This window comes from Bacteroidota bacterium, assembly GCA_034723125.1.
Classification (GTDB): Bacteria; Bacteroidota; Bacteroidia; order CAILMK01; family JAAYUY01; genus JAYEOP01.
In genome coordinates this window covers 1-2,163 of record JAYEOP010000422.1, presented here as the reverse complement: position 1 = coordinate 2,163, position 2,163 = coordinate 1, and the positions used below count along the sequence as shown (strand labels likewise).

The following is a 2,163-nucleotide window of genomic DNA, read 5'->3' as shown; positions in this document are numbered from 1 at the left end:
CCATGTTTTTGAGACATTTAAATTTAAAGAATCACTTGGGTTTAAGAAAGTAAAGTTGTTTTCGTTGAAGCATTGGGCTGTGTCGTTTATGTTTATTTTGGCTTTGGGCGATTCCAGAACTATAACATTTTTTGTTGCTGTATCTGAACAACCATGATTTGATGTGACAATTAGTTCTATTGTAAAAGTATCTGATTTTTGATAAAGTTGGTTTATGTTTGTGTCTGTTGAAAAAGTGCTGTCTCCTAAAGCCCAATTGTAATTTAAGCTGTCTAATTGATTAAAAGTTGTAAGATTTAAGAACTGAAAATTATTTTCATTAAAGCATTGTAGCGAATCATTTATGCTAAAATCTACCTGTGGCATTGGATGTACAATTAGTTGTTTTGTTAAAGTATCTGAACAACCAAAATTTGAATTTGCTATTAGCGTTACTGAAAAAGTATCGGATGTTTGATAAGAGTGATAAACGGTATCGACAACATTTGAGGTATCCCCGTCTCCGAATTGCCATAGGTATTGGATTGTTCCAAAATTATTGCTTGTTTTATTGATAAACTCAAAATTATTTCTGAGAAAGCATTGTGCTGAATCTGTTATCTCAAAATCTGCTTTTGGCGGAAAAACATAAACCGTTTTTAAAATCGAATCTTCACAACCGTAATCTGAAAGGGCATACATTTTTACATAAAAACTATCCTCATAAGAAAAAGAATGTGAAGCATTAGTGTAATAACTTGTTGCAGTGTCTCCGTAATTCCATTCATAGGTACAAGTTCCTGAAGTAATAGATGTAGTGTTTGTAAACTGAAAAAAATTGGAACTCAGACATTGTGCATTATCATTAATAGAAAAATTAGCATTTGGATAAGGGCTAATGCGTATTTCACGTGCAGAGGTGTCTGCAAAAGTATCATGATAAACAATCATTTGTACATTGTAAACTCCTGTATCTGAAAAATAATGTTGAGGTGCCCATGAATTGGAAAAATTATTTGTCCCACTTATGCTATCATCAAATATCCAAAACAAGGAATCTACCTGTGAGGAATCCTGTATATAAAACTGTGTGGTATCGCTAAAGCAAGTACCTATTGCCTCAAAATCCGGTTTGAAGAAGTAGGATTGGAGGAAATCGGGGAAATTGTATAAGCATTTATTACCATTTAAATAAATAGCACTGTCATTGTATCTGCAAAATGTATCTGACTTGTTTGGTAATTCAATGCAATCAATGTAGTATTCATTCGTAATATAAATTTTCCCATCAATTCCGATTTGAATTCCCCATGAATTCCCCATGTTATATAAAGTTTTTTTTGAGCTTACAATTTGTACAGAATCAAGAGAAGTAATGTTAACCTGTAAAACAATTCTTCCAAATATAGGCTGTTCTGTATAATAAAGCAACTTACCATTTGGAGAGAATTCTGTTGCATCTGTACCAAATGTGTATAATGAAACCAAATTTGAAAGTTTACCAGTTAAATTATCAAATTTTAATAGTTCAAGTGTATGAAAATGATACCAGGGCACAGCCAAAATTTTACCATCAGGGCTTATTTTCATCCTGCCTGCTCCACGTACTGTAGTTACTGCCGTACAATTGGTCCCAATAAAAGTATTAATTGGTATTGACGATATTCCTTGCTTGGTTAACAAAAAAGCGGCAAAGCCGTTTGAATTATCATAGTGGGTAATAATCCACACAGATGAACTATTGGCATGTTTAACTGCTGTTATTTTAGGAACCATGTTACTATAAATAAAAATATTCTTTTGAATTAACTTTCCTATTCCATTATTTGCTTTCATATCAACCAACGAATACCGAAATGACCCTGTACCCGTTCCAAATTGTGTTGGCACATCATCAACTGTAAAAATATAGTACAAATTTTTCTGATTAGGTGCTGGAATAATAATAGCAGACTGTGATGATCCACGCCCTCCCATTAAATTATCACCATTATCCATTACTTGATGATTTTTGTTGTAAACTGTTGAGCCATGCGTATAGAACAGTAAATTACCTCTGGAATCGGACATGGTAGCACACCCCCTATAGGTAAACATGGCACTATTGTTTAACGAAGTTGGAGGATTGCTGTTGAAAGTAATAGCTGCTGAATCGCCAAAATACCAGTTGGAAGCTTCTTTTTG

At 33.4% G+C, this 2,163-nt stretch carries 1 protein-coding gene; it reads right to left on the bottom strand.

Annotated features, from left to right (window positions below; all coding sequences use genetic code 11):
* A partial coding sequence (locus U9R42_11355) for a PKD domain-containing protein (GenBank protein ID MEA3496622.1) occupies positions 1-2,163 on the bottom strand: 2,163 nt, incomplete at both ends.